The organism is Nonomuraea sp. NPDC005983 (assembly GCF_040614375.1).
In the GTDB taxonomy this organism is placed as follows: domain Bacteria; phylum Actinomycetota; class Actinomycetes; order Streptosporangiales; family Streptosporangiaceae; genus Nonomuraea.
Genome location: NZ_JBEXUP010000072.1, coordinates 21,453 through 44,842 on the forward strand (window position 1 = coordinate 21,453; position 23,390 = coordinate 44,842).

Sequence of the window (23,390 nt, forward strand, 5' to 3'; positions counted from 1 at the left end):
CAGGTCAGAGCGCGTTCTCACGGACGTGCCCGATCCTTCGCGAGGCGCGGGGACGCTCCTCGTCACGGGTGGCGAAGACGGCACCTACATGACTGTGGCCCTGACAGATCGGCAGGGGTGAGCTCTACTCTGGAAGTCATGTCCGTGACGCCCCTGCGAGGAGGGCCCGCGCGCGAGGCCGAGCTGCTCAACACGGTGCTGGACGTGCTGCGCGAGACCGGATACGACCGGTTGACCGTCGAGGCGGTCGTGGCGCGGGTCCGGGTCGGCAGGCAGACCGTCTACCGGCGCTGGCCGTCCAAGGCCGAGCTGGTGATGGCCGCGTTCGCCAACGCCGCCACCCCCGCCCCCGACCCGCCCGACACCGGCAGCCTGCGCACGGACCTGCTCGCGCTGATGGACGTGCTGCTGGGCGAGCTGGCCCGGCTCGGCGACGTCATCGCCAGGCTCGTCGGCGTGGCGCGGCACCACCCGGAGCTGGCCGCCGCGATGGAGAGGCACTACCTCGCGGCCCGCCGCCGGGCCACCCTGGAGATCTTCCAGCGGGCCTGGGACCGGGGCGAGCTGGCCACAGCCGCGGACACCGAGTTGCTCTGGCAGCTCGGCCCCGCGACGCTGTTCTTCCGCGCGCTGGTCAGCGGCGAGCCGGTGGACGGCGAGCTGGCCAGGAGGATCGTGGACCACGTGGTGCTGCCGCTCGCCCTCCCGCGCCGTTGAGCGGCGCTCACTCCCTTTCCAGCTCGTGCGCCAGCTCCTCCAGCTCCGCTCCCCCTGCCATCAGGCTGGTCAGCTGCTCCCTGGTGATGTCGGCCTTGGCGTACTCGCCGAGGCTCGTCCCGCGGTTGAGGAGCACGAACCGGTCGCCGACGGGGTAGGCGTGGTGCGGGTTGTGGGTGATGAACACCACGCCGAGCCCCTGGTCGCGGGCCCTGGCAAGGTAGCGGAGCACCACCCCGGCCTGCTTGACGCCCAGGGCCGAGGTGGGCTCGTCCAGGATGAGCACGCGGGCGCCGAAGTAGACGGCTCTGGCGATCGCCACCGACTGCCGCTCGCCGCCTGACAGCGTGCCGACCGGCTGGTCGACGTCGCGGATGTCGATGCCCATCGCCCGCAGTTCCTCCCTGGCGACCCGGCGGGCCGTGGCCACGTCGAAGGCCAGGCCCTTGCGGGGTTCGGAGCCGAGGAAGAAGTTCCGCCAGACCGACATCAGCGGGATCATCGCCAGGTCCTGGTAGACGGTGGCGATGCCGCGGTCGAGCGCCTCACGGGGGCTGCCGAAGCGGACCTCGGCGCCGTTGACCAGGAAGGACCCGGCGTCGTGCTGGTGGACCCCCGAGAGGATCTTGATGAGGGTCGACTTGCCCGCGCCGTTGTCGCCCAGGACGCAGGTGACGCTGCCCTGCTCGACGCCCATCGACACGTCCCGCAGGGCCAGTACCGAGCCGAACGTCTTGCCGATGCCGCGCGTTTCGATGATCAACGCTTCACCTCCTCGGCGTACCGCCGGACCAGGCGGTTGGCCAGCGTCGCGAGCAGCAGCATGGCGCCCAGGAAGAACTTGAACCAGTCGGCGTCCCAGCCCAGGAAGACGATGCCCTTGTCGGCCATGCCGAAGATCACCGCGCCGATGCTGGCGCCGATCGCCGAGCCGTATCCGCCGGTGAGCAGGCAGCCGCCGATGACGGCGGCGATGATGTAGATGAACTCCTGCCCGATGCCGATGTTGGCCTGCACGGACGTGTACCGCAGCGCCAGGATCGAGCCGACCAGCCAGGCCGCGAACGCCGTCGTCATGAACAGTGCGATCTTCGTCCGGGCGGCGGGGACGCCCACGGCGCGGGCGGCCTGCTCGTCGCCGCCGACCGCGAAGATCCAGTTGCCCGGCCGCGAGCGCATCAGCACCCAGGTGGCCACGGCGGTGACCAGGATCCACCACAGGATCGCCACCCGGAACGACGTGCCGCCGATCTCGATCGTCCCCGCGAAGAGCACGCGGGCGCTCTCGAACCCGGACGCCCTGCGCAGCCCGCTGACCTGGACGGTGCCGGTCAGCGCCTTGGTGACGCCGAGGTTGACGCCCTGCAGCATGAGGAACGTGCCCAGGGTGACGATGAAACTGGGCAGCTTCGTCCTGGTCACGATCAGGCCGTTGGCGTACCCGATGGCCAGGGCCACGACCAGGCCGGCCAGCATCGCGAGCCACACGTTGACCCCGTACCGGGTGGCCAGAGTGACCAGGATCAGCCCGGTCGTGCCGGTCAGCACGCCCGCCGACAGGTCGAACTCGCCGCCGATCATCAGCAGCGCGATCGCGACCGCCATGATGCCGAGCGTGGCGGCCGGGTCCAGCCAGTTGGCGATGCCGTCAGGCGATCTGAACACCGCCGACTGGCTCGCGAAGAACGCGAAGACCACGACCAGCCCGACCACGGCGCCCAGTTCGGGCCTGATCAGCAGCCGCCGCAGCGGGCCGACTCCGGCGACCCGCTCGTCGGCCGCGGTGGCGGTCACGACCGCCGTCCCGGGCGGAGTCGCGCCCTCGTCATCGGGTGCCCGCCTCGGCCAGCTTGGCCACCTGGTCGGCGTTGTCCTTGGTGACGAAGCCGGGGCCGGTGTTGACGGGCAGGCCGCCGCCGACGGTGTTGAGGTTGTTCTTGTACAGGTACAGGAACGTGATCGGCAGCCAGCCCTGCAGGTACTGCTGCTGGTCCACGGCGAACAGGACGTCCCCGTCCTTGATCGCCGAGACGACGTCGCCCGACAGGTCGAAGGTGGCCAGCTTGGCCTGGGAGCCCGCGTCCTTGATCGCGTCCCTGGCGGCGATCGCGACGGCCGGGTTGAGCGCGAGGACGCCGTTGAGCTGCTTGTCGGACTGGAGCTTGGCGGCGACCTTGGAGGTCACGTCGGCCAGGTTGCTGACGTCCACCTGCAGCCGTTCCACGGTGCCGCCGAGCGTCTGCTCGGCGCCCTTGCACCGCTGGTCGAGGCCGACGTTCCCGGCTTCGTGGATGACGCACAGCAGCTTGCCGACGCCCGCGGCCTTGAGCTGCTCGCCCGCGCCGCGTCCCGCCACGTCCTCCGACTGGCCGACGTGGGTGATCGCGCCGAACGCCTTGGACGAGTCGGCGCCCGAGTTGATCGTCACCACCGGGATCTTGGCGGCGACGGCCTTGCCGATGGCCTCCTTCAGCGCGTCCGGGTTGGCCATGGAGACCACGATGCCGTCGACCTTCTGCGACACCGCCTGGTCGATGAGCTGCGACTGCTTGCCCGGGTCGCCGTCGCCCTGGTAGGTGACCGTGACGCCGTACTTCTTGCCGGCCGCCTCGGCGCCGTTCTTGACCACGTCCCAGAAGGAGTCGCCAGGCGCGCCGTGGGTGATCACGGAGAAGGTGCCGCCGCCGGCCGCGGCCGGCGGCGAGTTCTCCGCCGCGGGCGCGCTCTGGGCGCCAGGGCTTCCTGAAGAGGAGCAGCCGCTCAAGGTCAGCGCGCCCAGCAGGGCGAGCACGATCGGGGTACGTCTCATCGGGCACCTCCAAGGCCGACGGGCTCGCCCTGGTTCTACCTCAACGTCATCTCTTTGTATAGACATGCGGACTAATACGGGAAGATCTTGCCGAACAGTAGAACGGAATCGTTCGTTCCCATATGCTGGTGGCATGACTACTGCACCCCTGAGTGGCCGCAAGGCGCAGGCCGCGAGGAACGACGAGCTGATCCTCTCGGCGGCGCGGGCGGTCTTCACCGCCGACCCCGGCGCGCCGATCGCGGCCGTGGCCGAGCGCGCGGGCGTCGGGATCAGCGCGCTCTACAGGCGCTACCCCAGCAAGGAAGCGCTGTTGCAGAAGCTCTGCGGCGACGGGCTCAAGCTCTACATCGCGGTCACGGAGAAGGCCATGGACGACCAGGGAGACCCCTGGGAGGCGTTCGCCGGATACATGCGCGGGATCGTCGACGCCGACACCAACTCGCTCACGATCAGGCTGGCGGGGACGTTCCAGCCCACCGAGGAGCTGTACCGGGACGCCGCCAGATCCTCGGACCTGGCCGTCCAGGCGCACGCGCGGGCCGTCGAGGCGGGCGTGCTGCGGCCGGACGTCACGGTCGCCGACATCGCGCTGCTGTTCGAGCAGCTCGCCTCGATCAAGCTGGGCGACGAGGAGCGCACCACGCAGCTGCGTCACCGCTACCTCGCGCTGGTGCTCGACGCGCTGCGCGTGCCGCAGGGCCACCGCCCCCTGCCGGGCCCGCCTCCGGAGGACAGGGAGCTCCAGGCCCGCTGGACTCCCTAGCCCCCGGGATGCGCGGGATCAGTCCCGCGAGGCGAGCCGCTCGGCGAGGGCCGCGGTGCGGCGGGCCCTGGCGACGACCGGGGCGTCCACGAAGCGGCCGTCGGGCAGGGCGATGGCGCCCAGCCCTGCCTGCTCCGCGCGCTCGGCCGCCTGGACGATCTCGACGGCTCTGGCCGTCTCCTCTTCGGTGGGGGTGAACGCCCGCCTGATGGCGGGAAGCTGGCGGGGATGGATCGCGGTCCTGCCGAAGAGTCCGAGCGCACGACCGGCCACGCAGGAGGCGATCAGCCCGTCCTCGTCCCGGATGTCGGGGTAGACGGACATCGGCACGGGCGGCAGGCCCGCGGCGGCGGCGGCGAGCACGACCTGGAGCCTGAGGTGGTCCATGGCGCTCCCGGCGGTGATGGACAGCTCGGCGGCGAGGTCCTGCTCACCCAGCGCCAGCCCGGCGACGCGGGGGTGCGCGGCGATGGCGGGCGCGGCGACGATCCCCGCCGCCGACTCCAGCAGCGCGTACGCCGGGACGGGGAAGCCCTCCAGCACGTCCAGGCTCGCGGCCGACTCGACCTTGGGCAGCCGGACCGCGTCCAGCCCCGGCACGCCGCCCAGCGCGGCGAGGTCGTCCAGGCCGCGCCGGGTCGCCAGGTCGTTGAGCCGGACGTGCACCTCCACCTCGCCGGTGGCGTCCCGGCCGCGCAGGTAGGCGACGGCGTTGGCCCTGGCCTCGTCCTTGCGGGCGGGCACGACCGCGTCCTCCAGGTCGATGATGACCACGTCCGCGCCGGAGGCGGCCGCCTTGGCGAACCGTTCAGGGCGGTCGCCGGGGACGTAGAGCCAGGTGACGGGGATCGTCACGCGATCACTCCGTCCTCGCGCAGCCCGGCGATCTCCTCCGGCGCGTAGTCGAGCTCGCCGAGAACCTCGTCGGTGTCGTGGCCGAGGCGGCGGCCCGGCCAGCGCACCTCGCCCGGCGTGTCCGACAGGCGGAACATCACGTTCTGCATGGTGACCGCGCCCAGTTCCTCGTCGGGCACCTCGATGAAGGTGTCCAGCGCCGCGTACTGCGGGTCCTTGGCGATGTCGGTGACGTCGTAGATGGGGGCGACGGCGGCCTGCGCCTCCTCGAAGCGGGCGATGACCTCGTCGGCGTCGCGCTCGGCGATCCAGGAGGCGACGGCCTCGTCCAGCTCGTCCACGTGCTGGACGCGGCCGCGGCCGCTGCCGAACCACGGCTGCTCGACCAGGTCGGGGCGGCCGACCAGGGTGACGACGCGTTCGGCGATGGGCTGGGCGCTGGTGGAGATGGCCAGCCAGCGGCCGTCGCGGGTGCGGTAGGTGTTGCGCGGCGCGTTGCTGCTCGACCGGTTGCCGGTGCGCTGCGCGACCACGCCGAGGGCCTTGTAGGCGGTCATCTGCGGCCCGAGCAGGCCGAGGATCGGCTCGATGATGGCCATGTCGATGACCTGGCCGCGTCCCGTCCGCTCGCGGTCGTGCAGTGCCACCATGATCGCGTAGGACATGGCGAGCCCGGCGATGCCGTCGGCCAGGGCGAGCGGCGGCAGCGTGGGCGGGCCGTCCGGCTGGCCGGTCATCGACGCGAACCCGCTCATGGCCTCGGCCAGCGTGCCGAACCCCGGACGGCTGGCCATCGGGCCGAACTGCCCGAAGCCGGTCATCCGTGCCACGATCAGGCGCGGGTTGAGCTCCAGCAGGTCCTCGGGCGCGAGGTCCCAGCGTTCCAGCGTGCCGGGGCGGAAGTTCTCGATCAGCACGTCCGAGCGCTCGGCCAGGCTGCGCAGGATCCGCTGCCCTTCGGCGCGGGACAGGTCGATCGCGGCGGCGCGCTTGTTGCGTGACAGGGTCTTCCACCACAGTCCCACGCCGTCGACCGAGGCGCCGTGCCCGCGCGAGGGGTCGCCACGCCGGGGGTGCTCGATTTTGATCACGTCGGCGCCGAAGTCGCCGAGCATCATCGCGGCGGATGGCCCGGCGAACAGGGTCGCGGCGTCGATGACCCGCAGGTCTGCGAGGCTCGTCATGAGTATGTAACTTATAAGAAATAAGTCATAGGTCAACCTTTGCCCAGATTGCGGGGACACTGAGGGATATGTCGATCAGCGAGCCGCGTCCGCCGATGAGCAAGGCCGACTACGTCTACACCGTGCTGCTCGACGAGATCCGCAGCGCGCGCATCCCCGGCGGCACGGCGCTGCGGGCCGCGGCCGTGGCCAAGCGGCTCGGCGTGTCCGTCACGCCGGTGCGCGAGGCGCTGCGCAGGCTGGAGAAGGACCGGCTGATCAGCTATGAGGCCCACCACGGCGCGACCGTGATCGACCTGGGCGACGACGCGCTGGAGGAGTTCTACGGCCTGCGCGCCGTCGTCGAGGGCCTGGGCGCGCGCCTGGCCGCGTCCCGCGCCACCCCCGCCGAGCTGGACCAGCTGCGCGAGCTGCACGCCTCGATGGTCGAGGACGCCGAGCAGGGCAGGCTCGACCGGCTCGGCGCCCAGAGCCAGGCCTTCCACCTGCGGGTCGTCGACATCGGCGGCCCCGCCTTCCTGGGCCAGCACGCCAGGGCCGTGCGCAACAGCTTCCCCGTGCCGCCCCTCGCCTCCCTCTGGCTGGACGAGGAGCAGGTCCGCAGGCAGCTCGACGCGCACGCGCGCATCCTGAAGGCGCTGGACGAGGCCGACGGCGACACCGCGGAGCGCGTCATGATCGACCACGTCCGGCAGGCCGGCGAGTACCGCAGAAGACCCTGACCGGCGCCGGACCGGCCGCGAGGCGTCGTGCTGCGGCCCTCGGGTCGCGGGTCTCCCCTCGACAGGTCGGCAGGCCCCGTCACGGTTCGCGGGCCCGTCGCGAGGTGTGGTTCGCTGGGTGGGAGGCCGGCCGCGAGGCGCGGTTCGACGTCCGATGGTCCGGCGAGTGGTCCGGCGAGCTTCACGGGAGGCGCGTGGTTGTGATTCGCGGCATTCTGTTCGACCTGGACGGCACCTTGATGGACCACCGCTCGGCGGCGGACGCCGGGATCACCGCGTGGGTGTCGGCCCGCTCCCCCGGCCATCCCCGCCTGGCCGAGGCGGGGGCGCTGTGGGAGGCGCTGGAGGAGCCGCACCTGGCGGCCTGGCACGCGGGCGAGTGCTCGTGGCAGGAGCAGCGCCGCCGCCGGGTCCGGGCGTTCTGCGCGGAGCTGGAGCTCGCCGTCCCCGCCGACGTGGACTCGGCGTTCGCCGACTTCGCCGAGCGCTACCGTCACGGCTGGAGCGCCTACCCTGACGCCGCGGGAGCGGTGGCCGCGTCCGCGGCGTACCGGCTGGGCGTGCTGACGAACGGCTCCCAGGCCATGCAGGAGGCCAAGGTGCGGGCGATCGGGCTCGACGGCCAGGTCGGGCCCGTGCTGACGGGCGAGGTGCTGGACGGCCACTTCAAGCCGTCGGCCGGCAGCTACACCCGCGCCGCCGCCGCGCTCGGCCTGCCGCCGGAGGAGGTGCTGCTGGTGGGCGACGACCTGGCCAAGGACGTCCTGGGCCCGGCGGCGGCCGGCATGCGCTCGGTCTGGCTCGACAGGCACGGCATCGGTCAGCCGCCCGCCGGATTCCCCAGGATCTCCTCGCTGGCGGAGCTGCCGGGCCTCGTCACGTCCATCTGAGCGGGCCCAGCGGCCGAACGCCCGTCAAGACCGCGCCCCCGTCACGGCGAACGCCCGTCGCGGCCGGGCGCGCATCGCGGCCGGTGTCATCCGGCGGAGCGCCGGGCCAACTCCGCGATCGCCGAGTTCTCCAGGTCGAAGCCGCCGACGTGGGCCAGATAGTCGCTGGGGACGAGCGGGTCGCCCAGATAGACGCCGCCCGCCTGCCGCACCAGGAGGGCGCCGGCCGCGACGTCCCACGGGTTGGCCCGGGTGCCGTACGCGACGTCGGCCCAGCCGGCGGCGACGTGCGCGAGCTTGAGCGCGGCGCTGCCCAGTCTGCGGACGGCGGCGAAGGAGTCCAGGAGCCGGCCGTACCGGGCCAGGGCCTCATCCCCCTCCTCGACCAGGTCGCGCGGGGTGGGGTAGCTGGACAGCAGCATCGCCTCGCGGTCGGTGGTGGCGCCGGCGCTGCGGATGGGGGTGCCGTTGCACCAGGCGCCCGCGGTCGTGGCGGAGAACTCGTCGTCGCGCACCGGGTCGTAGACCACTCCCGCCACCAGTTCCCCGCGTACCGCGACGGCGATGGAGACGCAGAAGAACGGCAGGCCGGCGGCGAAGTTGGCGGTGCCGTCGATCGGGTCGACGTACCACGTCAGGTCGCCCTCACCGGTGACGCCGCCCTCCTCCCCGACGATCACACTGCCGGGCCGGCGCATGTTGATCACGTTCCGGATGGTGTCCTCGGCGGCCTTGTCGTGCTCGGTGACCGGGTCGTGGAAGTCGCGCTTGGTCGCCACCTGCGGCCGGGAGCGGAACGCCTTGCGCAGTCGCGGGCCCGCCGCCCTGGCCGCCTCGCAGGCGGTCTCGAGCAGTTGCGTCGCGTCCATGTCTCCTCCAGCGAGCTCATCGGTGCGAGGGCGCCGCCGCACCCCGGGGAAGGGATCACGTCCGCGCACCTTCGACGCCATCAAAACCGTCATGCCCACTCCCGCGCGTACCCCACGGGCGTGGGCGACGATCCTCAGCGGCGTCTCGTACTATGTCCGAACATTCTCACCTTCGGATGAACGGCTGTCACGACCTGCTGGCTAACATGAGCTATTTGTCAGGACATTCTGACCTCGGTTAACCTGATCGGCATGACCGCGAACCTGGCGATCGACCTGGACCGATCCAGCCCCGTCCCCCTCTACTTCCAGGTGGCCGAGCAGATCGCCGAAGCGATCCGGCGAGGAGACCTGCCCCCGGGCTCCAGGCTCGACAACGAGATCCTGCTCGCCGACAAGCTCGGCCTGTCGAGGCCCACCATCCGCCAGGCCATCCAGTACCTGGTCGACAAGGGCCTGCTGGTCCGCAAGCGCGGGGTCGGCACCCAGGTGGTGCACGGCCAGGTCAAGCGGTCGGTGGAGCTGACCAGCCTCTACGACGACCTGCGCCGGTCGGGCCAGGAACCGGCCACCCAGGTGCTGGCGCTGGAGCCGCGGCTCGTCGAGGAGGACATCGCCGCGATCCTCGGCGTCGAGGCGGGCAGCGACGTCCTGTACCTGGAGCGCCTGCGCTTCGCCGCCGGGGAGCCGCTGGCCGTCCTGCACAACTGGCTGCCGCTCAACCTGGCCGCGCTGACCGCCACCGACCTGGAGACCCGCGGCCTGTACGAGTTGCTGCGCGCGTCGGGAGTCCGGATGCGGGTGGCCAACCAGCGCATCGGCGCCCGCGCGGCCACCCAGGCCGAGGCCAGGCTCCTGGACGAACGCCGCGGCGCGCCCCTCCTCACCATGATCCGTACCACGTACGACGACCAGGGCAGGGCCGTCGAGCACGGCTCACACGTCTACCGGGCCTCCCACTACTCACTGGAGGTCACTCTCATCGAGCGCTGAGGCGGCACGCCGCTTCAGGTACCAGGTGGTGCCGATGCCGAACAGCACCGCCACCACCAGGCCCACCCAGGAGAACCCCTTCAGCCACTTCTCGGCGACGATGCCGAGATAGAAGATCACCGCGGTGGTGCCGCAGGCCCAGACGATGCCGCCGAGCACGTTGGCGATCAGGAAGCGCCAGTACGGCATCCGCAGCGCCCCGGCGAGCGGCCCGGCGAGAATCCGCAGCAGCGCCACGAAACGGCCCACGAAGACCGCCCAGACCCCGAACCGCTCGAAGTAGTGCTCGGCCCTGGCAACGTGCCGGGGCCCGAAATGCTTGGGAAAGCGCCGCCCGACCCGCTCGAACAGCGGCCTGCCGCCCTTGCGGCCGATCGTGTACCCGATGGAGTCGCCCACGATCGCCCCCAGGGACGCGCACACCCCCACCCAGACGGGGCTCACGACCCCCCTGGCGGACAGCAGGGCGGCGCTGACCAGGACGATCTCGCCCGGCAGCGGAATGCCGAGGCTCTCCAGCCCGATCACCAGGCTCACCAGCGCGCAGAGCCACCCGGGCGGGATCGTCTGCAGCCACTCATCGATGTGCACCTGGTTACCTTAGCCGCGCCACTCGACCCTGGGCGCCGCCCCTCAACGGCGGCGTCCACCGCCCGCGCGCGACTACCGGCCGCGATCCGGGAAGCGATCCTTGACCTTCGACCGCCTGACCTTCGTGAAGCGGTCGCCGTTCACCTCGACCAAGTACTGGGAGCCCGAGCGGGAGTTGCGGGCGATGCGCGTCTCATGCCACGCGCGTGTCTGGCGGGACGGCGAAGACGACTCCTGACGGGACGCCGAGGACGCCTCCTGACGGGACGCCGACGCCGAATCCCGACGGGACGCCGAGGACGCCTCCTGACGGGAGGCCGACGCCGAATCCCGACGGGACGCCGATGCCGAGTCCCGATGGTTGTCGGCCGACGCGGGAGCCGTCCCGAGACCGGCGAAACCCAGGACGACGGCGGCGGCGAGCAGCGATGAAGTGCGCACGAGAGATCCTTTTCGTCGGGGACTGACATCTCTTCAGCCCATGACACAAAGTAGTCGACCAAGCGCCGAGAGTGATCGAGGCGGGGCGTGACACCGGCGACGATCGATGCGCACGCGCGATCGGAACCCGCCGCTCACGGCAGGATCGAGTCGACATACCCTCCGTCGGCGCGGATCGCGGCACCGGTGGTGACCGAGGCGAACTCGGAGCAGAGGTAGACGACGACGTGGCCGATCTCGGCCGGCTCGATCAGCCGCCGGATGAGCGAGTTCGGGCGATGCTCGCGCATGAACTTCCGCTCGGCCTGGTCCCAGGGCAGGTCGTCGCCGACGAGATCGGCGACGAAGGTCTCGACGCCCGGGGTGTGGGTGGGGCCGACGATGACCGAGTTGACGGTGACGCCGCTTCCGGCGGCGGCCTTGGCGAAGCCGCGGGTGGTGGCCAGCAGCGCCGTCTTCGTCACCCCGTAGTGCACCATCTCGACCGGGGTGACCACCGCCGAGTCGCTGGCGATGTTGAGGACCCTGCCCCAGCCTCGTTCGACCATGCCGGCCAGGTAGATGCGGGTCAGCCGGACGGCCGACAGGACGTTCACCTCGAAGTAGCGGCGCCACTCGTCGTCGTCGATCTCCAGCACCGGCCTGACCCCGAAGATGCCCAGGTTGTTGACGAGGATGTCCAGGTCGGGCACCAGGTCGTGGAGCGCCTCCGCACCGTCGGCGGTCGCCAGGTCGGCGGTCACGGCGGTCACGGCGGTCGCGTCCATGTTCGGTAGCTGGTCGGCGATGGAGGCGACCGCGAGCCGCGTCTTGTCCGCGCTGCGCCCGTTCACGACGACGGAGGCGCCGGAACGCGCGAGCTCCGTGGCGATGGCCAGGCCGATTCCCTGGCTGGACCCGGAGACCAGGGCCCGCCGGTTGGACAGATCGATGTTCATCGCCTCACCCCTTCGCGGATCGTCCGCACGAGCATTGGCCGCCCGGCCGATGCGTGCCGCAGGCAGGTGGTTACCGACTGCCCAGCGGCTTCGGGTGAATGCCACCGGACCGTCCCGAGTCCGGCGACACCAGACCTCACCCCGTTCGCATGCAGACCACCGTCTTCAACGCCGGGATCGCCGCCGGGTCGCTGACCGGCGGCCTCGTCCTGGACAGCGCCGGGGCCACCGCCCTGCCCTGGGCCACGCTCCCCCTGGCCGTCGCCGCGCTGGTCATCGTCGCCGCGGCCCGCCGTCACGCCTTCCCGCTCCGGCGGCCCGCGCTGTGAGAGGTCAGGCCTCGGCGGCGAACGCCCTGATGGCCGTGTGGGCGGCGTCGCGCAGCCTGGCGTGCACCGCCACGTTGGCCTCGCGGTCCGTGCGCACCTCGACCACCCGCGGCCCCTCGCCGCGCATCGACTTGGGCAGGTCGCTCAGGTCCTCGACCAGCGCGTAGGGGGTGCCGGTGGCCGCCACCGCGTACCCGAGGTCCACGCCGTGCGGGGTGCCGAACACGCGCTCGAACGGGTCGCGCAGCCCGGCCTGCGGAAGGAGCGAGAAGATCCCGCCGCCGTCGTTGTTGACCACCACCAGGCACAGGTCCGGACGGGGCTCGCGGGGCCCGAGGATGAGCCCGTTCTGGTCGTGCAGGAACGACAGGTCGCCGAGCAGCGCGTACGACGGCCCGTTGTGCGCCAGGGCGGCCCCCATCGCGGTCGAGACCAGCCCGTCGATGCCGGACGCGCCCCGGTTGGCCAGCAGCCGGATGCCCCGCCGGGGCCGCATCGCCTGGTCCAGGTCGCGGATCGGCATCGAGGACCCGCAGAACAGCAGCGCCCCGTTGGGCAGCGCGTCCACCAGGTCGCGGGCCAGCCGCGGCTCGCTGGTGCCCGACGCGTCGAGCACCGCGTCCAGCGCGGCCCTGGCCGCCTGGTCGGCCTGCCGCCAGGCGTGCAGCCAGCTGTCGTCGCCGGACGCCACCGGGATCTCCACGGCCTGCGCCACCTGGGTGGCCGAGCGGGTCGGGTCGGGCCAGCGCGCCAGGTCGGTGGAGACCACGATGTGCTCCTCGGCCCGCCTGAGCCACGACAGCAGGGGACGCGACAGCCCTGGACGTCCCAGCGTCACCACCACGTCGGGACGGTAGGCGTCGGCGAACTCGGGCGTGCCCAGCAGATAGTGGTAGGTCGAGATGGCGTGGTCGCCGTACCGGCCGCCGCCGTTCGGCTCCGACAGCACGGGCCAGCCCGCCATCCCGGCCGCCGCGATGTACCGGCGGACGTTGGACGCGCCGTCGCCGACCACCAGCACGCCTCGCCGGGTCGGCGGGATGTGCAGGGCGATGGGCGGCGGCGCGACCCTGGTGCGCACCCACGGCCCGTTGGCGTCGCCGTCGAGCGACTCGCACCACGAGGTGTCGCCGTCGGGGATGAGCGGCTCCCTGAAGGCCAGGTTGAGGTGCACCGGGCCGGGGCCGTCGAGCCCCGCGGCCCGCTGGTAGGCCCGGCAGGCCAGCGAACGCCAGTACGCCACCTGCCCGGGACGGTCCTCCGGCACCCCCACCTCGGCGAACCAGCGCGCGGCCGAGCCGTAGATGGCCATCTGGTCGATCGTCTGGTTCGCGCCGGTGCCGCGCAGCTCGGGCGGGCGGTCGGCGGTCAGGACGAGCAGCGGCACGCCCGACTCGCTCGCCTCGACGACGGCCGGGTGGAAGTTGGCGGTGGCCGTGCCCGACGAGCAGATCAGCGCGACCGGCCGCTCGGAGCGCTTGGCCAGCCCCACCGCCAGGTAGGACGCCGAGCGCTCGTCGATGCGGACGTGCATCCGCACCCGCGACTCGGCGTGCACCGCCAGCGCCAGCGGGGCCGAGCGGGAGCCGGGCGAGATCACCACGTCGGTGAGCCCGCAGCGCACCAGCTCGTCGACCAGTACCGTGGCCAGCGCCGTAGCGGGATTCACAGTGACGCCTCCTGCATCCGGCGAAGCCACAAGGGGGATTCGATCTCGAATTCTGACAAATGCTGAAAATCGACCGAGGGACGTCGCACCGGCAGCCTGCCGTCCACCGGCACCAGCGAGTCCGCCACCACGTCACCCGACAACAGGGACATCGTGCCCAGCCCGCACGCGTACGGCAACGACGGCAGCGCCGCGGCCAGCGCGACCCCCGCCGCCAGCCCCACGGACGTCTCCACCGCGCTCGACACCACGGCCGGCAGCCCGCACGCCTCGACCACCCGCAGCGCCTCGCGCACCCCGCCGAGCGGCTGCGCCTTGACCACCGCGATGTCGGCCGCCTCGGCCGCCCTGACCTTCAGCGGGTCCTCGGCCCTCCTGATCGACTCGTCGGCGGCGATCGGGACGTCGCACGCCCGCCGCACGGCCGCCAACTCGTCGAGCGTGGCGCACGGCTGCTCGGCGTACTCCAGGTCGAACCGGTCGAGCTGCCTGAGCCTGCGCACGGCCTCGCCGACGTCCCACGCGCCGTTGGCGTCGACCCGCAGCCTGCCCGACGGCCCCAGCGCGTCGCGGACGGCCTCCACCCTGGCCAGATCTTCGGCGAACGGCCGGCCCGGCTCGGCGACCTTCACCTTGGCGGTGCCGCATCCGGACCGCCGCACCAGCTCGTGGGCCTGCTCCGGGCCGACGGCCGGGACGGTCGCGTTGACCGGCACGCTGTCGCGAACGGGCTCGGGCCAGCCGTCGAAGGCGGCCTCGCGCGCGCAGGCCAGCCAGCGCGCGCACTCGCGCGGGCCGTACTCGGGGAACGGGGAGAACTCGCCCCATCCCGCCGGGCCGTGCAGCAGCACCCCTTCCCTGACGGTCTGCCCCCGGAACCGCGTTCGCATCGGGATCCGGAAGACCACAGGAGAACGCGTCACGACCCTCCCTGCGCCACTGTCCGATCTATCGCCACTAACCTTACGAGCATGTGGAGGAACCAGTCGCATCCGGACCGCCCGTTGGACGCCGTGGTGCGTCCGCCGGGGGCGGAGCTCTTCGCGGCCGTCCGTGACGCGCTGTCCGGCGACGGTCCCGCCGTGTTGCCGCTCTCCCCCGGCCACTCCGGCCAGGTGCTCGCGGCGCTGCGTCCCACACACGTCGAGGGCGTGCGCCAGGACGGCGGCACGGGCGTGCCCGCGGACGTCGCCGTCGTGATCGCCACCAGCGGCAGCACGGGCGCGCCCAAGGGCGTGATGCTGTCGGCCACGGCCCTGCGGACGTCGGCGGCGGCCTCGCTGCGGCGGCTGGAGGCGAGCAAGGGCGACCGCTGGCTGTGCTGCCTGCCGCCGTCCCACGTGTCCGGCCTGCAGGTGCTGGTCCGCTCCTTGCTGTGCGAGACCGAACCGGTCATCCACGAACGCTTCGACCCCGAGGCCGTGCTCCGCGCCGGGGTCGACCACCACGTCTCGATGGTGCCGACCCAGCTGCACCGGCTCGTCGAGCTCAACGCCGACCTGTCCGTCTTCCGGTCGATCGTGCTCGGCGGGGCCGCTCCCCGTCCCGGCCTGCTCGCCGAGGCACAGGCGCTCGGCGCGCGGGTGGTCACCACGTACGGCATGAGCGAGACGAGCGGCGGCTGCGTGTACGACGGCCGGCCCCTGGACGGCGTGGACGTGAAGATCGGCGACGACGGCCTGATCCGGATCGCGGGCCCCGTGCTGTTCTCCGGCTACCGGCACGGCGACCACCCGCCGTGCGACGGCGGCTGGTTCGTCACCTCCGACCTCGGCGAGCTGACCGGAGGGCGGCTGCGCGTGCTGGGCAGGGCCGACGACGTCATCAACACCGGCGGCGAGAAGGTGGTGACGGCGGCGGTGGCCTCGGTGCTCGGCGCGCACCCCGAGGTTTCCGAGGTGGCGGTGGTGGGCAGGCCCGATCCCGAGTGGGGCGAGGTCGTCGTGGCCGTCGTGGTGCCCGCCGACCCGGCCAGGCCGCCGACTCTGCAGCAGCTCCGCGCGTACTCCAGCGACCGGTTGCCCGCCCACGCGGCACCGCGCGAGCTACGCCTGGAGTCCCGGCTTCCGCTGCTGCCGAACGGCAAGACCGATCTGGCCCGGCTCCGAGCAGGAACCTGATTGGTCGCGAATGCGTCGAATCAGGGAGAGAAGGAGGGAGCCTTCATGAACCAGACCCGCAAGACGTGGGCGTCCGCGGCGGTCGTGGGCGTGATCCTCGTCGGCGGCGCCTCGGTCGCGGCGGCGGCGACGTCGGGCAGGCTCGCACGGGTCGGCGAGGAGACCAGGGCTGTGGTGGAGAAGGCGAAGCCGTCGGAGACCCCCACGCCCGGCAGCACCGACGGGATCGTGGTGTCGCACGAGGTCAACCCCGACCCGGAGAAGGTCCTCGACTACTGGACGGACAAGCGCCTCCAGGACGCCCAGCCCATGCCGATGCCCGAGGGGAACCCCGGCGAATTCCACATAGCGGAATAGAACGTCCCCGGGGGCGGTCGCCTTTATGGCCTTCCGCCCCTTTTTCGGCCCCCGGGAACAAATAGCGGCGAATGACGTTATTGGTACAGGTGAGCCGTGCGGCCGTAGCCGCTCCACCACAACCTGCCTGATCGATTCGACTCCGTCATGGAGGAGGTGTCCTCATGCCCCGAACCGCCGTGGCTACCCCACCCGCGACCCTCGACCAGCTGCTTGAACGAGGGCGAACCCTCGGTCACCTCTCTCTCGCGGAGCTGCGTGACGCGTTCGCCGACGCCGGCATCAGCCCCGCCGACGGCCGGACGATCCTGCGTGAACTCTCGGAGGCCGGTGTCAGCCTGGCCACGGAGAACGAGCCCGTGCTGAGCAAGACGACGCCCGCGAAGAGAACGGCCGCCAAGAAGACCACCACCAAGCGCCAGAGTACCCGCAAGACCGCCTCGACCGCCAAAACGGGCGAGCCCGGGTCCACGAGCCCCGAGGCCGTGAGCGAGGACGAGCCCGCGCTCGCCGAACTCGCCGCGGACTCCGACGAGGCCGAGCTCGACAACGAGCCGCTCGACCTGGACGACAACCAGTCCGTCATGGGCGACTCGGTGCACACCTACCTCAAGTCCATCGGCCGCCGCACGCTGCTCACCGCGGCGCAGGAGGTCGAGCTCGCCCGGCGGATCGAGGCCGGCCTGTACGCCGAGTACAAGATCGAGACCGACACCGGCCTGTCCCCCGCCGCCCGCGAGGACCTGCAGCTCGTCGTCGAGGACGGCAGGCAGGCCAAGGACCACATGCTGGAGGCCAACCTGCGGCTGGTCGTCTCGGTCGCCAAGAAGTACACCGACCGCGGCATGTCCCTGCTGGACGTGGTCCAGGAGGGCAACCTCGGCCTGATCAGGGCGGTCGAGAAGTTCGACTACACCAAGGGCTTCAAGTTCTCCACCTACGCGATGTGGTGGATCAGGCAGGCCATCCAGCGCGGCTTCGCCGACTCGGCCCGCACGATCCGGCTTCCCGTCCACGTGCTGGAGCTGCTGTCCAAGCTGTCGCGAGTCGAGCGTGACATGCACCAGCGCCTGGGACGCGAGCCCACGCCCGAGGAGCTGGCGGTGGAGCTGGACAAGACGCCCGACCAGATCGAGGAGCTGCTGCGCACCAGCCGCCAGCCGATCTCGCTCAACGCGACGATCGGCGAGGACGGCGAGACCACGATCGGCGACCTCATCGAGGACGTCGACTCCCCCGAGGCGTCGGAGATCGTCGACCGCCAGCTGCTGGGCGACCAGCTGCGCGGCGTGCTCGACAACCTGTCGCCGAGGGAGTCGAAGATCATGGCTCTCCGGTTCGGCCTGGTGGACGGCAAGCCGCACACGCTCGACGAGATCGGCAAGTACCTCGGCCTGACCCGGGAGCGCATCCGCCAGCTGGAGAAGGAGTCGCTCTCCAAGCTGCGCCACCCGAGCAACACCCGTCCCCTGCTCGACTGGGCCAGCTGACCCGCGACGCCCGCCCGGGCCCCGCCCGACCGGTCACGAACCGGCGGAGGGCGCCCTGGCGGGCGTCGTCATGTCCGCGTGCGGTTCCGCCGTGGCGGGAGCCTGGCCCCGGCGGGACAGAAAGGCCGCGAACCCGAGGGCGACGGGGGCCGCGCCGGCGCCGGCGGATCCAGCGGGGACATGAGGCATGGCGAAGCCTCCGTCTTGGCGGTTGCGGACGTGGGCGACTCGGCGCGCAATATTAAATCAGTCGCTTGACTTAAGTTGACACCCCGGCTTAACTGACCTCACAACAGCCGGTTCGGAGGAGGTCCTGGTGAGCCAAGACGACGCGCAGACGCTGAGCTACCCGATTCCCAGCGAGGCCGCCCTGGAGCCGCCCGCCGAGTGGGCGCGGCTGCGGCAGCAGTGTCCGGTGGCGCGGGTGCGGCTGCCCAGCGGCGACGAGGCGTCGCTGCTCACCCGCTATGCGGATGTCAAGCAGGTGCTGTCCGACCCGCGGTTCACCCGGCAGCTGGACGCGGGCGACGCGGCCCGGATCTCGGCGAGCGAGTCGGGCGGGGTGTTCAACACCTCGCTCTCGACGGCGATCCCCCAGGCCGGCGAGGGGCACCAGCGGTGGCGGCGCATGGTCAGCAGGTGGTTCACGGCCAAGCGCATGTCCGCGCTGCGGCCCGGGATCGAGGCGATGACCGAGCAGCTCATCGACGACATGGTGGAGAGCGGCCATCCGGCGGATCTCAAGGCGAGCCTCGGCTTCCCGCTGCCCGTGTGGGTGATCTGCGACCTGCTCGGGGTCCCCGACGCCCATCGGGACAAGTTCGCCCACTGGTCCGACACGCTGCTCAACCTGACGCGCTACAGCCAGGCGGAGATCGACGCGGCGCAGGCCGAGTTCGTCGAGTACATGACCGCGCTCGTCGCCGCCAAGCGGGAGGAACCGGGCGAGGACCTGCTCAGCGAGCTCATCACGGCCACCGACTCCGTCGGCGAGCGGTTGCCCGACGCGGCACTGGTGGCCACCGGCCAGGGTCTGCTGGTCGCCGGGCACGAGACCACGGCCAACATGATCGGGAAGATGGTGGGCATGCTGCTCGCCGACCGGCGCCGCTGGGAGGAGCTCCTGGCGGACCGGTCGCTGGTCCGCACCGCGGTGGAGGAGGCGCTGCGGTTCGACGCGAACCCCGGGTTCGGCATGCCGCGGTACATCGGCGAGGAGATCGAGATCGCCGGCACCCTGCTCCCCCGCGGCACGACCGTGGTGTGCAGCATGGCCGCCGCCAACCGCGACGAGGACGCCTTCGACGGCGCCGGCGAGATGGATCTGAGCCGCAGCCCGAACCCTCATCTGGCCTTCGGCTCCGGGGCGCACTCGTGCCTGGGTCAGTCGCTGGCCCGCACCGAGCTGCAGGTCGTGCTCGAGGTGCTGCTGCGCAAGCTCCCCTCCCTGGAGCTCGCCGTCGCGGTGGAGGACCTCCACCGGGTCGAGGGGCTCGTCATCGGCGGGCTGCGCGAAGTCCCGGTGCGGTGGTGACCATGGCCGCCAGGACCGTGCGCGCCGAGCGGGTCAGCATCACGCGCGAGCAGATCCTGACGGCGGCGGAGCGGCTCTTCGCCGAGCAGGGGGTGTTCGCCGTGTCCAACCGTCAGGTCAGCGAGGCCGCGGGGCAGGGCAACAACGCCGCGGTCGGCTACCACTTCGGCACGAAGGCGGACCTGGTGCGCGCGATCGTGCGCAAGCACGCCGAGCAGATCGAAGGGGTACGCCTGCGGATGCTGGCCGGGATCGGCGACTCCGCCGAGGTGCGCGACTGGGTGGCCTGCCTGGTCCGCCCGACCACCGAGCACCTGGCGGCCCTGGGCAGCCCCACCTGGTACGCCCGGTTCGGAGCCCAGGTGATGACCGACCCCGCGCTCCGCGACATCATGGTCGACGAGGCTCTCACCTCGCCCAGCCTGCGGCAGATCCTCGACGCGCTGAACCGCTGCCTTCCCGAACTCCCGGCCGACGTGCGCGCCGAGCGCGACGACATGGCGCGTCAGCTGATCGTGCACATGTGCGCCGAGCGCGAGCGCGCTCTCGCCGAAGGCACTCCCACCCCCCGCTCCACCTGGCACGACGCCGCGACCGGGCTGATCGACGCGATCGTCGCGCTGTGGCTGGCCCCCTTCACGCGCCACCCGTGACCGGGCGTCGGCACCGCGTCCACGGATCGCCGCGGCGCGGCCATCTGAAGCAGAGAGGAACCGATCATGAAAATCAGCGTGGACGAGGCCAAATGCTGCGGCGCCGGCCAGTGCGTGCTGCTCGCACCGGAGGTGTTCGACCAGCGCGACGAGGACGGGATCGTGGTCCTGCTCGACGCGGAACCGCCCGAGCCTCTGCACGCGACGGTCCGTGAGGCGGCCAGTGTCTGCCCTGCGTCCGCGATCGAGCTCAGCGAGCACGCGTGAACGCTCCCGCCGGCGTACTGGCGGTCGGAGCCGACCCGGCCTTCAGGTGACCAGCCGCACGCCACCGGACGCGGCGGGGACCCTGTTCTTCTTCCCGCAGTTCGGGCAGCTCACCGTTGATGACGACATCTCAGCTCCCGGGCTCGTGGAAGGTGACGTTCAGCTCGCCCTCCTTGGCGTCGACCGTGATGACCGTGCCCTCCGGCACGTCGCCGGCGAGCAGGGCGCGCCCGATCCTCGTCTCGACCTCGCGGGCGATGAAACGGCGCAGCGGCCGGGCCCCGTAGATGGGGTCGTATCCCTCGGTGGCGATGAGCTGGCGCGCCTCCTCGGTGACCTCCAGGGTGAGCCGCCGGTCGGCCAGCCGCTTCCTGATGTCGGCGAACATCAGGTCGACGATCTGCTCGATCTCGGCCTCGGTCAGCGGCTTGAACAGCACGATGTCGTCGACCCTGTTGAGGAACTCGGGCCTGAAGTGCCGGCGCAGCTCCGCCATCACCTGGGCGCGTCCCTCCGGCTTGATCTCTCCGTGGGCCGTGACACCGTCGAGCAGGTACTGCGAGCCGATGTTCGAGGTCATGACGATCACGGTGTTGCGGAAGTCGACGGTGCGCCCCTGCGCGTCGGTCAGCCGCCCGTCGTCGAGGACCTGCAGCAGCGTGTTGAACACGTCCGCGTGAGCCTTCTCGATCTCGTCGAACAGCACCACCGAGTACGGCTTGCGCCGCACCGCCTCCGTGAGCTGGCCGCCCTCCTCGTAGCCGATGTAGCCGGGAGGGGCGCCGACCAGGCGGCTGACCGTGTGGCGTTCCTGGTACTCGCTCATGTCGATGCGGACCATGTTGTCCTCGGTGTCGAACAGGGCGGCCGCGAGGGCCCTGGCGAGCTCGGTCTTGCCCACGCCGGTCGGTCCGAGGAAGAGGAACGACCCGATGGGGCGCCGGGGATCCTTGACGCCGGAGCGGGCGCGGATCACGGCGTCGGCCACGAGCCGCACGGCCTCGTCCTGTCCGATGACGCGCTCGTGCAGGATCTCGTCCAGCCGGAGCAGCTTCTCCCGCTCCGCTTCCTGCAGGCGGGCGACGGGGATACCGGTCCAGCGCGAGACGATGGACGCGATCTCGTCCTCGGTGACCACCTCGCGCAGCAGCCGGTGCCCGCTCTGCCGGGTGCCCAGCCGCTCCTCCTCGGCACGCAGCCGCCGGTCAAGTTCTGGCAGCTTGCCGTGGCGGAGCTCGGCGGCCCGGTTGAGGTCGTAGTCGCGTTCGGCCTGCTCCGCCTCCCGCCGCACGGCCTCGATTTCCTGCCGCAGGGCCTGGACCTTGCGCAGGGCCGCACGCTCGGCCTCCCACTGCGCCCGCATCGAGTCGGCCTGTGCCCGCAGGTCGGCCAGCTCCCTGCGCAGCTCGCCGAGGCGGGCCTGGCTCGCGGGGTCCTCCTCCTTGGCCAGCGCGGCCTCCTCGATCTCCAGCCGCATCACGCGCCGGGTCAGCTCGTCCAGCTCGGCGGGCATGGAGTCGATCTCGGTGCGGATCATCGCGCACGCCTCGTCGACCAGGTCGATGGCCTTGTCCGGCAGGAACCGGTCGGCGATGTAGCGGTGGCTCAGTTTCACGGCGGCGACCAGGGCGCTGTCCTGGATCTTCACGCCGTGGAAGACCTCCAGCCGCTCGCGCAGCCCCCGCAGGATCGACACGGCGTCCTCGACGGAGGGCTCGTCGATGAGGACCGGCTGGAACCTCCGCTCCAGAGCCGCGTCCTTCTCGATGTGCTGGCGGTACTCCTCGACCGTGGTCGCGCCGATCATGTGCAGCTCGCCGCGGGCGAGCATCGGCTTGAGCATGTTTCCGGCGTCCATGGCGCCCTCGGTCGCCCCGGCTCCGACGACCGTGTGGAGCTCGTCGACGAACAGCAGGATCCGCCCCTCCGCGGCCTTGACCTCGTTCAGCACGGCCTTGAGGCGCTCCTCGAACTCGCCGCGGTACTTGGCGCCCGCCACGAGCGAGCCCATGTCCAGGCTGAAGATGGTCTTGTCGCGCAGCCCCTCGGGGACGTCGCCGCGGGTGATCCGCTGGGCGAGCCCTTCCACGATGGCGGTCTTGCCGACGCCCGGGTCGCCGATCAGCACGGGGTTGTTCTTGGTCTTGCGGGAAAGGATCTGGATCACGCGGCGGATCTCCGTGTCGCGGCCGATCACCGGGTCCAGTTTGTCCGCGCGGGCCTCGGCGACCAGGTCGCGGCCGTACTTCTCCAGCGCCTCGTAGGCCACTTCGGGCATGGCCGAGGTGACCCGCTGGTGGCCTCGGATGGAGGTGAGCGTCTGGAGGAACCGGTCCCTGGTCAGTCCCTCGCCGTGCAGCAGCCGTCCCGCGGCGGTGTCGGTCCCCTGGTCGATCAGGGCGAGCAGCAGGTGCTCGACCGAGACGTACTCGTCCTTGAGCCGTCGCGCCTCCCGGTCCGCGGCGTCGAGCAGCCGTGACAGGCGCTGGGTGATGAAGACCTGTCCGGGCCCGGCACCCGGCCCGCTGACCTTGGGACGCCGCGACAGCTCGTCCTCCAGGTCCGCGCGGAGGCGTTTCCCGTCGGCTCCCGCCTGCGCCACCAGCCGGGGTGCCAGCCCCTCCGACTGTTCGAGCAGGGCCAGCAGAAGGTGCTCGCCGTCGACCTCGGTGTGCCCGTGGCGCAGGGCCTTGGTCTGGGCGTCGTGCAGGGCCTCCTGCGATTTCTGCGTCATCCGGTTCGGGTCCACTCCAGTCCCCTTACTCTCGTCGTGACAGGTTCCGCAGGATGGCCTCCAACTCCTCGATCCGGTCGAGCAGGTCGGTCACCAGGCCGATCCCGGCGTAGCTGATCGGCAGGCTTTCGCGCAGCCTCAGGATCCGGGCGGCCGCCGCCACCTGCGACGGAGGGAAGCACAGCTCCCCCCTGGCGTCCCTGGCCGGTTCGAGCAGGCCGAGCGCCACCAGCCGGCGGACGACCTCCGGATGCAGCCCGGTGGCCCGCGCGTAGGAGTTCAGGTCCAGCCGCGCCGGCCGTACGAGTGCGTACGTCGTCATGAACGCCCCCTCGGATCGACGCGCGACACGGCGGCGAGCTGCTCGAACAGGCGCCGCTCCGCTTCGGTGAGCCGGGCCGGCACCATGATCCGCACCTCGGCCAGGAAGTCGCCGGCGGTGCCGCGCGGGTTGGGCATGCC

The 23,390-nt window shown here is 71.7% G+C and carries 25 protein-coding genes; 13 read left to right on the forward strand and 12 right to left on the reverse strand.

Annotated elements, in window-relative coordinates; genetic code table 11:
• The first annotated feature begins 138 nt into the window (after nucleotides 1–138).
• Complete coding sequence (locus ABZ297_RS27890; protein WP_355351647.1) at nucleotides 139–717, forward strand: TetR-like C-terminal domain-containing protein; 579 nt, start codon at nucleotides 139–141, stop codon at nucleotides 715–717.
• A gap of 7 nt (nucleotides 718–724) precedes the next feature.
• Here ABZ297_RS27890 and ABZ297_RS27895 read toward each other — a convergent pair whose 3' ends face one another.
• The 3 genes from ABZ297_RS27895 to ABZ297_RS27905 are packed head-to-tail and all read right to left on the reverse strand — an operon-like array spanning nucleotide 725 to nucleotide 3,526.
• Complete coding sequence (locus tag ABZ297_RS27895) at nucleotides 725–1,480, reverse strand: ATP-binding cassette domain-containing protein (RefSeq protein ID WP_355351649.1); 756 nt, start codon at nucleotides 1,478–1,480, stop codon at nucleotides 725–727.
• Nucleotides 1,477–2,511: an ABC transporter permease gene (locus ABZ297_RS27900; protein WP_355351651.1), complete on the reverse strand. Its 1,035-nt coding sequence runs from the start codon at nucleotides 2,509–2,511 to the stop codon at nucleotides 1,477–1,479. Before ABZ297_RS27900 ends, ABZ297_RS27895 begins: the two co-directional genes overlap by 4 nt.
• Before the next feature lie 31 nt (nucleotides 2,512–2,542).
• Nucleotides 2,543–3,526, reverse strand: a complete 984-nt coding sequence (locus ABZ297_RS27905; protein WP_355351653.1) for a sugar ABC transporter substrate-binding protein — start codon at nucleotides 3,524–3,526, stop codon at nucleotides 2,543–2,545.
• A 133-nt stretch (nucleotides 3,527–3,659) separates the two neighbouring features.
• Between ABZ297_RS27905 and ABZ297_RS27910 the strand changes: the two genes are divergently transcribed.
• The gene (locus ABZ297_RS27910; RefSeq protein ID WP_355351655.1) at nucleotides 3,660–4,292 is read left to right on the forward strand and encodes a TetR/AcrR family transcriptional regulator; all 633 of its coding nucleotides are present in this window, start codon (nucleotides 3,660–3,662) and stop codon (nucleotides 4,290–4,292) included.
• Between the two features lie 18 nt (nucleotides 4,293–4,310).
• Here ABZ297_RS27910 and ABZ297_RS27915 read toward each other — a convergent pair whose 3' ends face one another.
• Together ABZ297_RS27915 and ABZ297_RS27920 are read right to left on the reverse strand one after the other, a co-directional pair.
• Nucleotides 4,311–5,147 (reverse strand): CoA ester lyase, encoded by an 837-nt coding sequence (locus ABZ297_RS27915; RefSeq protein ID WP_355351657.1) that lies wholly within the window; start codon nucleotides 5,145–5,147, stop codon nucleotides 4,311–4,313.
• Nucleotides 5,144–6,331: a CoA transferase gene (locus ABZ297_RS27920; RefSeq protein ID WP_355351659.1), complete on the reverse strand. Its 1,188-nt coding sequence runs from the start codon at nucleotides 6,329–6,331 to the stop codon at nucleotides 5,144–5,146. Before ABZ297_RS27920 ends, ABZ297_RS27915 begins: the two co-directional genes overlap by 4 nt.
• A gap of 68 nt (nucleotides 6,332–6,399) precedes the next feature.
• Here ABZ297_RS27920 and ABZ297_RS27925 point away from each other — a divergent pair, with 68 nt between their 5' ends.
• Complete coding sequence (locus ABZ297_RS27925; RefSeq protein WP_355351661.1) at nucleotides 6,400–7,053, forward strand: GntR family transcriptional regulator; 654 nt, start codon at nucleotides 6,400–6,402, stop codon at nucleotides 7,051–7,053.
• A gap of 200 nt (nucleotides 7,054–7,253) precedes the next feature.
• Nucleotides 7,254–7,943: an HAD family hydrolase gene (locus ABZ297_RS27930; protein WP_355351663.1), complete on the forward strand. Its 690-nt coding sequence runs from the start codon at nucleotides 7,254–7,256 to the stop codon at nucleotides 7,941–7,943.
• A gap of 86 nt (nucleotides 7,944–8,029) precedes the next feature.
• Here the strand turns inward: ABZ297_RS27930 and ABZ297_RS27935 are convergent, their stop codons facing one another.
• Nucleotides 8,030–8,812 (reverse strand): inositol monophosphatase family protein, encoded by a 783-nt coding sequence (locus ABZ297_RS27935; protein WP_355351665.1) that lies wholly within the window; start codon nucleotides 8,810–8,812, stop codon nucleotides 8,030–8,032.
• A gap of 252 nt (nucleotides 8,813–9,064) precedes the next feature.
• Between ABZ297_RS27935 and ABZ297_RS27940 the strand changes: the two genes are divergently transcribed.
• Complete coding sequence (locus tag ABZ297_RS27940) at nucleotides 9,065–9,805, forward strand: GntR family transcriptional regulator (protein WP_355351667.1); 741 nt, start codon at nucleotides 9,065–9,067, stop codon at nucleotides 9,803–9,805.
• Here the strand turns inward: ABZ297_RS27940 and ABZ297_RS27945 are convergent.
• On the reverse strand, nucleotides 9,776–10,396 hold the full coding sequence (locus ABZ297_RS27945; protein ID WP_355351669.1) for a DedA family protein: 621 nt from the start codon (nucleotides 10,394–10,396) through the stop codon (nucleotides 9,776–9,778). The two genes, ABZ297_RS27940 and ABZ297_RS27945, sit on opposite strands and share 30 nt — an antisense overlap.
• 100 nt (nucleotides 10,397–10,496) lie before the next feature.
• Between ABZ297_RS27945 and ABZ297_RS27950 the strand changes: the two genes are divergently transcribed.
• Nucleotides 10,497–10,634 carry a hypothetical protein gene (locus tag ABZ297_RS27950; RefSeq protein WP_355351671.1) on the forward strand — a complete coding sequence of 46 codons (138 nt, stop codon included), beginning with the start codon at nucleotides 10,497–10,499 and terminating at the stop codon, nucleotides 10,632–10,634.
• Between the two features lie 337 nt (nucleotides 10,635–10,971).
• Here ABZ297_RS27950 and ABZ297_RS27955 read toward each other — a convergent pair whose 3' ends face one another.
• Nucleotides 10,972–11,775, reverse strand: coding sequence for an SDR family oxidoreductase (locus ABZ297_RS27955; protein ID WP_355351673.1), 804 nt, complete (start codon nucleotides 11,773–11,775; stop codon nucleotides 10,972–10,974).
• Between the two features lie 149 nt (nucleotides 11,776–11,924).
• On the opposite strand from ABZ297_RS27955, the gene ABZ297_RS27960 reads away from it, so the two are divergent.
• Nucleotides 11,925–12,104: an MFS transporter permease gene (locus ABZ297_RS27960; protein WP_355351675.1), complete on the forward strand. Its 180-nt coding sequence runs from the start codon at nucleotides 11,925–11,927 to the stop codon at nucleotides 12,102–12,104.
• A gap of 4 nt (nucleotides 12,105–12,108) precedes the next feature.
• Here ABZ297_RS27960 and menD read toward each other — a convergent pair whose 3' ends face one another.
• Both menD and ABZ297_RS27970 read right to left on the reverse strand, forming a co-directional pair.
• Nucleotides 12,109–13,773 carry a 2-succinyl-5-enolpyruvyl-6-hydroxy-3-cyclohexene-1-carboxylic-acid synthase gene (gene menD / locus ABZ297_RS27965; RefSeq protein WP_355351677.1) on the reverse strand — a complete coding sequence of 555 codons (1,665 nt, stop codon included), beginning with the start codon at nucleotides 13,771–13,773 and terminating at the stop codon, nucleotides 12,109–12,111.
• Nucleotides 13,770–14,696: an o-succinylbenzoate synthase gene (locus ABZ297_RS27970; RefSeq protein WP_355351679.1), complete on the reverse strand. Its 927-nt coding sequence runs from the start codon at nucleotides 14,694–14,696 to the stop codon at nucleotides 13,770–13,772. Before ABZ297_RS27970 ends, menD begins: the two co-directional genes overlap by 4 nt.
• 48 nt (nucleotides 14,697–14,744) lie before the next feature.
• On the opposite strand from ABZ297_RS27970, the gene ABZ297_RS27975 reads away from it, so the two are divergent.
• The 6 genes from ABZ297_RS27975 (at nucleotide 14,745) to ABZ297_RS28000 (ending at nucleotide 20,194) form a co-directional block, all read left to right on the forward strand.
• Nucleotides 14,745–15,893 (forward strand): AMP-binding protein, encoded by a 1,149-nt coding sequence (locus ABZ297_RS27975; protein WP_355351681.1) that lies wholly within the window; start codon nucleotides 14,745–14,747, stop codon nucleotides 15,891–15,893.
• 45 nt (nucleotides 15,894–15,938) lie between these two features.
• Nucleotides 15,939–16,250 (forward strand): hypothetical protein, encoded by a 312-nt coding sequence (locus tag ABZ297_RS27980; RefSeq protein WP_355351683.1) that lies wholly within the window; start codon nucleotides 15,939–15,941, stop codon nucleotides 16,248–16,250.
• 164 nt (nucleotides 16,251–16,414) lie between these two features.
• On the forward strand, nucleotides 16,415–17,740 hold the full coding sequence (locus tag ABZ297_RS27985; protein ID WP_355351685.1) for an RNA polymerase sigma factor: 1,326 nt from the start codon (nucleotides 16,415–16,417) through the stop codon (nucleotides 17,738–17,740).
• 316 nt (nucleotides 17,741–18,056) lie between these two features.
• Entirely contained in the window at nucleotides 18,057–19,274 is a 1,218-nt protein-coding gene (locus ABZ297_RS27990; RefSeq protein ID WP_355351687.1) for a cytochrome P450, read from the forward strand.
• Between the two features lie 2 nt (nucleotides 19,275–19,276).
• Nucleotides 19,277–19,927, forward strand: a complete 651-nt coding sequence (locus ABZ297_RS27995; RefSeq protein WP_355351689.1) for a TetR family transcriptional regulator — start codon at nucleotides 19,277–19,279, stop codon at nucleotides 19,925–19,927.
• Nucleotides 19,928–19,993: 66 nt separating this feature from the next.
• Nucleotides 19,994–20,194: a ferredoxin gene (locus ABZ297_RS28000; RefSeq protein WP_355351692.1), complete on the forward strand. Its 201-nt coding sequence runs from the start codon at nucleotides 19,994–19,996 to the stop codon at nucleotides 20,192–20,194.
• Nucleotides 20,195–20,324: 130 nt separating this feature from the next.
• Here ABZ297_RS28000 and clpB read toward each other — a convergent pair whose 3' ends face one another.
• Nucleotides 20,325–22,943, reverse strand: coding sequence for an ATP-dependent chaperone ClpB (gene clpB, locus ABZ297_RS28005; RefSeq protein ID WP_355351694.1), 2,619 nt, complete (start codon nucleotides 22,941–22,943; stop codon nucleotides 20,325–20,327).
• 10 nt (nucleotides 22,944–22,953) lie between these two features.
• Nucleotides 22,954–23,250: a chaperone modulator CbpM gene (locus tag ABZ297_RS28010; RefSeq protein WP_355351696.1), complete on the reverse strand. Its 297-nt coding sequence runs from the start codon at nucleotides 23,248–23,250 to the stop codon at nucleotides 22,954–22,956.
• Nucleotides 23,251–23,390 lie beyond the last annotated feature (140 nt).